The sequence below is a fragment of the Chryseobacterium sp. VD8 genome, from assembly GCF_037149975.1.
Lineage (GTDB): Bacteria > Bacteroidota > Bacteroidia > Flavobacteriales > Weeksellaceae > Chryseobacterium > Chryseobacterium indicum.
Window position 1 is genome coordinate 1 of the sequence record NZ_JBBCQL010000248.1, and the last position, 6,349, is coordinate 6,349.

The window sequence follows — 6,349 nt, forward strand, 5'->3', positions numbered from 1 at the left end:
GATTTCATCAGTTCCGAATATATTTATTTCAATCATGACAAATACATTCAGAAAGAAGTGGATGTTTATTTTCTTTAATTAACGAATATCAGGCAATAATCAATAAAATTTACATTGATTTTAAAGAAGAGCTTATCGAATATCGGAAAAGACTGGAAAAAGTACATTAATCCGCTCCGGGATAATCAAATGTTTTAACTGGATGTTTGGTTCCGTCGATATTAATGTTTAAAGCAACATACAGGAAATGAAAATTCTGGTTTGAGGAAGCATTGAATTCTCTCTGCCAAAGATATCCTGCAGCAACTCCCACACTATTATCGATCTGATAACCACCGCCAACATACACTCTGTTTCTTGCGAAAGTAGGTTTCGCAGGACTCACAAAGAAAACCTCATCGTATGCATTGGCAAAAACAGTTCCTTTCTTTACTTCTTTTGCATTAAGAGGAACACTCACATTCAGACGGTAACGGTAACGCATTCTTTCGGAATTTTTGTCAGACTGAGGTTCGTGAAACCATGATTTTTCTGCACGGAATCTGTTTTCGAATTTTACAATCCCTTTTTTAACATCGATTACGTCCTGTAACCACACACGGAACTCTTCTTTGTTGATAGAATGGTCTTTATAAGTTGCATATCTTCCCATTCCGATAAAAGGCTTATGATTTTTGGTAAGATTATACCCCAATCCTCCTTTTATTTCGTAGTAATCGGGGTATGTAAATTCTTGAATTCCTCTTGACTGACCTTCCAGATAAAGAAAAAATTTAGGATGAAATTTGTAAGTGATGGTGACTGCATTGAAGCTGGAAATATGTTCCTGTGCTTTAAGAAATGTAACACCTAAAAGTAAACTCAAACTCACAAACAGTTTCATCTAGTAAAATTTTTGCAAATGTAAATGAATTAACAATTTCGTAATATTAACTTTCATTCATCATTAATTAACATTTAATTAATATTAATATTGTAAGAAAAACCAATGTGGAACCATCTTTGCGGCATTTGTACACCGAAAGTTTCTGTATATGAAGTATTTGTTAAATTATTAATTAAAACATACACGGAAAAATCTTTTTTGGCAAAACTCAGTTTTTCATCAAGAAGATTATAGCTTCCATTGTTCAGTCTTTCATTATAACGGTAAACCAATTCATTGGTAAAGTTTTTCAGGAATTTTGTTTCCAGTTTTGCAATAAACTGATGTTTTAAATTATCCAGAACATATCTTGCCACAAAATTACCAGACTGATTCGCTTTGTTATCCAGATACGTGTAACCGACTGTATATTTCAGCCATTCATTTAATCTGTGATTCAATTCCGCTTCAATTCCTTTTAAGGTAGTATCTCCTATGTTCTGTGCATACCATACTGCATCATTCGGCTTAATTTTAGTCCAGTCGATTGCATTTCCGGAATCCCGAAGGAATCCGCTCACTTTTGCCAGAATATTTTTTGTCTGATACTGATATCCCAATTCTGCGTAAACCGCACTTTCAGGTTTCAGATTCGGATTTCCAACCTCTGTTTTGCTTACATAATACAAATCTGTGAAAGTAGGAACTCTGTGAACTTTTGCAATATTCCCGTAAATTTTATTGTTTGGGTTAAAGCTAAATCCTACATCCAAACCGGGATAAAAAAAGTTTCCTTCTTTGGAATAATTTGCCCAGGAAATTCCGGGACTGATGTTTAATTTTTTGTCGAGTAAAGAAAAATGATGTTCAAAGAAAACCTGCGATACAAAACGGTTCCTTTCTCCCAGATTGTTGCTTACCAGAAATTCTTTCCTTAATTCTACCCCTATTCCTGTTGTTCCCAATCCCCATTCGTAAGTAGAATTTACTTCTCCTCCTACATTATTTCCGATGTGCATATTACGGTAAATTTCAGGTTTCTGCCTGTTGAAAAGATACATATCCTGCCCTCTTCTCCAGTACACATTTGAGCTGAGTTTTAACTTTCCGAATCTTTGTTGATGGGCTAAACTTACAATTGAAGCCTGCGTTTCTTCATACTGTTCCGTAGCCGCTTTTGATGCATAAAAACCATTTGCTCCGAATTTCTTCTCAGAAAAACCAGCCTGAAGTCTGATATCACCTTCTTTTATATTCAGTTTACTTTGATAAAATACATTTCTGATCTCATAATCTGTATTGTACATATAGCCTTCTGAACCTGCAGAATTAGCCTGTAAAGAATTGGAAAATTTTTCATTTCCAAGCTGTGCGTTCAGACCAAAACCGTAAGTTTTATAATCTCCTCCTTCTGCGCTTATCTTTACTCTTTTTCCCGGATTTGTTTTTGTAATCACATTAATTACTCCGGCATAGGCATTCTGCCCGAATCGTCTTGCTGCAGGACCTTTGATTACTTCAATTCTTTCGACATCATCAAGATCAACAGGAAGATTCATGGAGTTATGTCCGGTCTGCGAATCATTCATTCTGATTCCGTTAAGAAGCAGCAGAACCTGTTCAAAAGAGCTTCCTCTAAAGCCGATATCACTCTGCACACCATTGGCTCCTCTCCTTCTGATATCCATTCCCGGAACCTGCTGAAGAATTTCATCGATGCTTTTTGCAGGAGAATTAATGATATCTTCTCTTGTAATGATCGTGATATTCTGGTTGGCTGTTTTGTAAGGTGTTGAAATAAGTTTTCCCTGAACCTCAATGGTCTCAATATCGGTTGATTTTTCCTGTGCATGCATAAAGCAGAATGTTCCTACAAGAAAAACAGGAAGTATTTTTTTAATCATAATCAGTTTTATTCTCAGTTAGTTTCGTGAACGCAAAAGTACTGGAGATCATGAAGAATGACAAATGATAGTTGTCATAAAAAAAGATGCGACAGTAATATCGCATCCTGGGAAGTAATTTCGTTATCTTTTTCTCATTAAATGTGTAATAAGATCTCTGAATAATTTTCTCATTTCTATATTACATATTTATGACTGCAATTTTAACAAATTTTAAAATAAAAAGCAATACCACAAACTTAAAAAAACTTATCTTTCAGAAATATAATCTCTTATTTTTTATTTTTGAAAATATTTTTTATCGTATTATCAAAGTCTGATACTAAAGATACGTCTTCAGCTTTTATAAACTGTAACTTTTTAACAAGGATAATACGGCTGACATCAATTTTCAAATCGGGATGATTCTTTTTAATATCCGCTACATCAAAGTATTCTTCCTCCTTAAAAAAAATACTTTTTATTTTTTTTTGTTTTAATAGTTCAGGTAACATATTTCAAGTGTTAAAATAGTCATTATTTATGTTTTTGTGAAAGAAAACTTATCTTTTATCAGCATTTTTTACATCTAAAAAAAGAAACCAATCCCCATCAGAACATATATAAATCACAAATTTATGATTTAAATATAAGACTTAATATGGCATTCCGTAAAATTACCCGAAAACAATGATTCGTATACAAAATAATTAATAATAATTGTTTTTTTATTTAATAAGATCTTCGTATTTGGTTCTAACCGTGCATTTTTTGAGCAGATATGTAAATTACTCGTTGCTGGATATATATCTCAAGTTGAACTTGTAAATAAATTCATTTACATATTTTTGAAGATGCTTCTTAGATACAAAGTTATAAATTCCAGAGACAGAATTTTTAAGAATTTTCCAGCATCCTTCAATCGTATTGGTATGTATAGATTTATCTTCAGAATTTACATACTCTTTTTTGGAATGATCAACGACCAAATGAAAATAAGATGTACCCAATCCTTTATATCCGCACCATTCATCACTTATTAAGCGGGTATTTTCGGAAATTACATATTGATAGATAAAAGGCTGAATACTGGCTTTTTTGGTGTCGTTTACAACGTATGCATTCATTTTACCACCTCTCTGCAGCATTCCTACAACAGGAACTTTATCCGGAAAATCACGGCTTTTAGAATATTCTACTTTTTTATGACGGTGCCTGTTTCTGTTCTTGCCGCCAATAAATGTTTCGTCACATTCCACATCTCCTGCAAGTTCATTATTGTTTTCAATGCCGAAACATTCACGTATACGGTGCGACAGAAACCATGCTGTTTTCTGCGTTACTCCGATATCCTTTGCAAGCTGAACAGAACTGATTCCCTTTTTTCCGGATGTAAGGAGCCATATCGCCAAAAACCATTTCTGCAGGCTGATTTTAGTATTCTCAAACATGGAACCGGTTTTAACGTTAAAATATTTTCCGGTGTTCCTGCATTTGTAGCGATTTTTACTGCATTTATACACTTTAGAAGCAGAGTCGAACGGACTTTCAACAATTCCGCCCCATCTCATTTGTTCAAGATACTCAATGCAGACCTGCTCGGAAGAGAAAGTCTGTATTAACTCCAGTATAGAATTGAAATTTGTGTTAATCATGGTATTGCAATATTAGCAATTATTTAAACGAACAGTTTTCTAGCATATTATTAAATTTTAGTTAAAGTTTCTATATTTTTCTAAAAACAGGCAGCTTACTCCTGAAAATAGCTGAGCATACATTCAAATACAAAAGGCTGTGGTGTAGGATTGTACATACTTACCTTTCTTCATTTGTTTTTCAAAGCAGTGAGAATTAAAATTAATTAAGAATTATAATACTCTTCAGAATATATAATATTAAAATTCACACTGTGTAGAATTGTAAATAGTCACCATAGAGTACATTCAATCCGATTAAAAATTCGTAATTTTGTTAGTCTTAATTTTACTATGGCTCATACAACAGATATAGATATTAAAAAACAGATTTTCGTTAAGAATGCATACCTTAACAATCTGAAACACATAGATGTTCTTATCCCGAAAAATAAACTGATCGTTATTACAGGAGTTTCCGGAAGCGGAAAATCTTCGCTGGCTTTTGATACGATTTATGCGGAAGGACAGAGAAGATATGTAGAGAGTTTAAGCTCTTATGCACGTCAGTTTTTAGGAAAACTCGAGAAACCTAAAGTTGACGATATTAAAGGATTGGCTCCTTCTATTGCTATCCAGCAAAAAGTAATTTCTTCCAATCCCCGATCTACGGTAGGAACTTCTACGGAGATTTATGATTATATGAAGCTTCTTTTCGCGAGAATCGGGAAGACGTATTCGCCGGTTTCGGGTGAAGAAGTGAAAAAGGATTCAGTTTCTGATGTGGTGGATTTCATTAAATCTTCTAAAAAAGAGACTTCGTTTCTATTAACGGCTCCTTACGATTACGATGCTACAAATTTTGGAGAAAATTTAAATGTTCTGAAATTAGCAGGTTTTACAAGACTTGAAATTAATGGGAATGTTGCAGGAATCGAAGATCTGGAAAGTTTTGGCTTTACCCCAGAAAAGGGAATGGAAATTAATCTTGTGATTGACCGTTTTACTTATGAAGAAGATGAAAGCTTTTTACAGCGTTTGGCAGACTCTATTCAGATGGCTTTTTACGAAGGTCGGGGATATTGTTCGTTAAAAAATGTAGATACCGGAAAAGTAAAAGAATTTTCAAACAAATTTGAACTGGACGGAATCGAGTTTTTAGAACCAAATGTTCATTTTTTCAGTTTTAATAATCCTTACGGAGCCTGTCCCACTTGTGAAGGATACGGAAAAGTGATCGGAATTGATGAAGATTTAGTCATTCCCAACAAAACATTATCCGTTTTTGAAGATGCGGTTGCTTCATGGAAAGGCGAAAGCATGAGCGAATGGAAAAAGGATTTCATTAAAAAAGCAAAAGATTTCCCGATTCATAAGCCATATCATCAATTAACCAAAGAACAGAAAAAATACCTTTGGAAAGGAGACGGAAAAAGCACGTTCCCATCGATTGACAATTTCTTCAAAATGCTTGAGGAAAACCTCTATAAAATTCAGTATCGTGTAATGCTTTCCCGTTATCGCGGAAAAACACTCTGCCCGACTTGTGAAGGTTTGCGACTTCGTGAGGAAACAAGCTGGGTAAAAATCGACGGACATAACATCCAATCAATGATTGAACTTCCTCTGGATGAACTTTTTCCTTTAATTAAAAGCTTAAAATTATCTGATCACGATCAGGAAGTTGCCAAAAGATTATTGTACGAAATTACAACCCGACTGGAGTTTTTGCTGAAAGTAGGTTTAGGATATTTAACCTTAAACAGAACATCCAACACACTTTCCGGCGGAGAAAGTCAGAGAATAAATCTAGCAACAAGTCTGGGAAGTTCTTTGGTGGGTTCTATTTATATTCTGGATGAACCTTCCATCGGACTGCATTCAAGAGATACGGAAAACCTGATTGAAGTTTTGCAGAATCTCCGTGATCTTGGCAACACCGTAATTGTTGTGGAACATGATGAAGA

4 protein-coding genes and 1 pseudogene are annotated in these 6,349 nt (G+C 34.3%); 1 reads left to right on the forward strand and 4 read right to left on the reverse strand.

From position 1 onward, the window contains the following. Positions 1 to 166: 166 nt before the first annotated feature. The 4 genes from WFK35_RS19380 to WFK35_RS19395 form a co-directional block, all read right to left on the reverse strand. Positions 167 to 883 (reverse strand): DUF2490 domain-containing protein, encoded by a 717-nt coding sequence (locus WFK35_RS19380; protein ID WP_336689019.1) that lies wholly within the window; start codon positions 881 to 883, stop codon positions 167 to 169. A gap of 74 nt (positions 884 to 957) precedes the next feature. After that, positions 958 to 2,769: a TonB-dependent receptor plug domain-containing protein gene (locus WFK35_RS19385; RefSeq protein WP_336733999.1), complete on the reverse strand. Its 1,812-nt coding sequence runs from the start codon at positions 2,767 to 2,769 to the stop codon at positions 958 to 960. 272 nt (positions 2,770 to 3,041) lie between these two features. Next, positions 3,042 to 3,263: a hypothetical protein gene (locus tag WFK35_RS19390; RefSeq protein WP_214589676.1), complete on the reverse strand. Its 222-nt coding sequence runs from the start codon at positions 3,261 to 3,263 to the stop codon at positions 3,042 to 3,044. A 273-nt stretch (positions 3,264 to 3,536) separates the two neighbouring features. Then, a complete protein-coding gene (locus tag WFK35_RS19395) occupies positions 3,537 to 4,403 on the reverse strand; it encodes an IS1595 family transposase (RefSeq protein ID WP_336734001.1) in 867 nt (288 codons plus the stop codon). Positions 4,404 to 4,736: 333 nt separating this feature from the next. On the opposite strand from WFK35_RS19395, the pseudogene WFK35_RS19400 reads away from it, so the two are divergent. Beyond that, positions 4,737 to 6,349: pseudogene (locus WFK35_RS19400) on the forward strand (excinuclease ABC subunit UvrA); the annotation flags it as partial.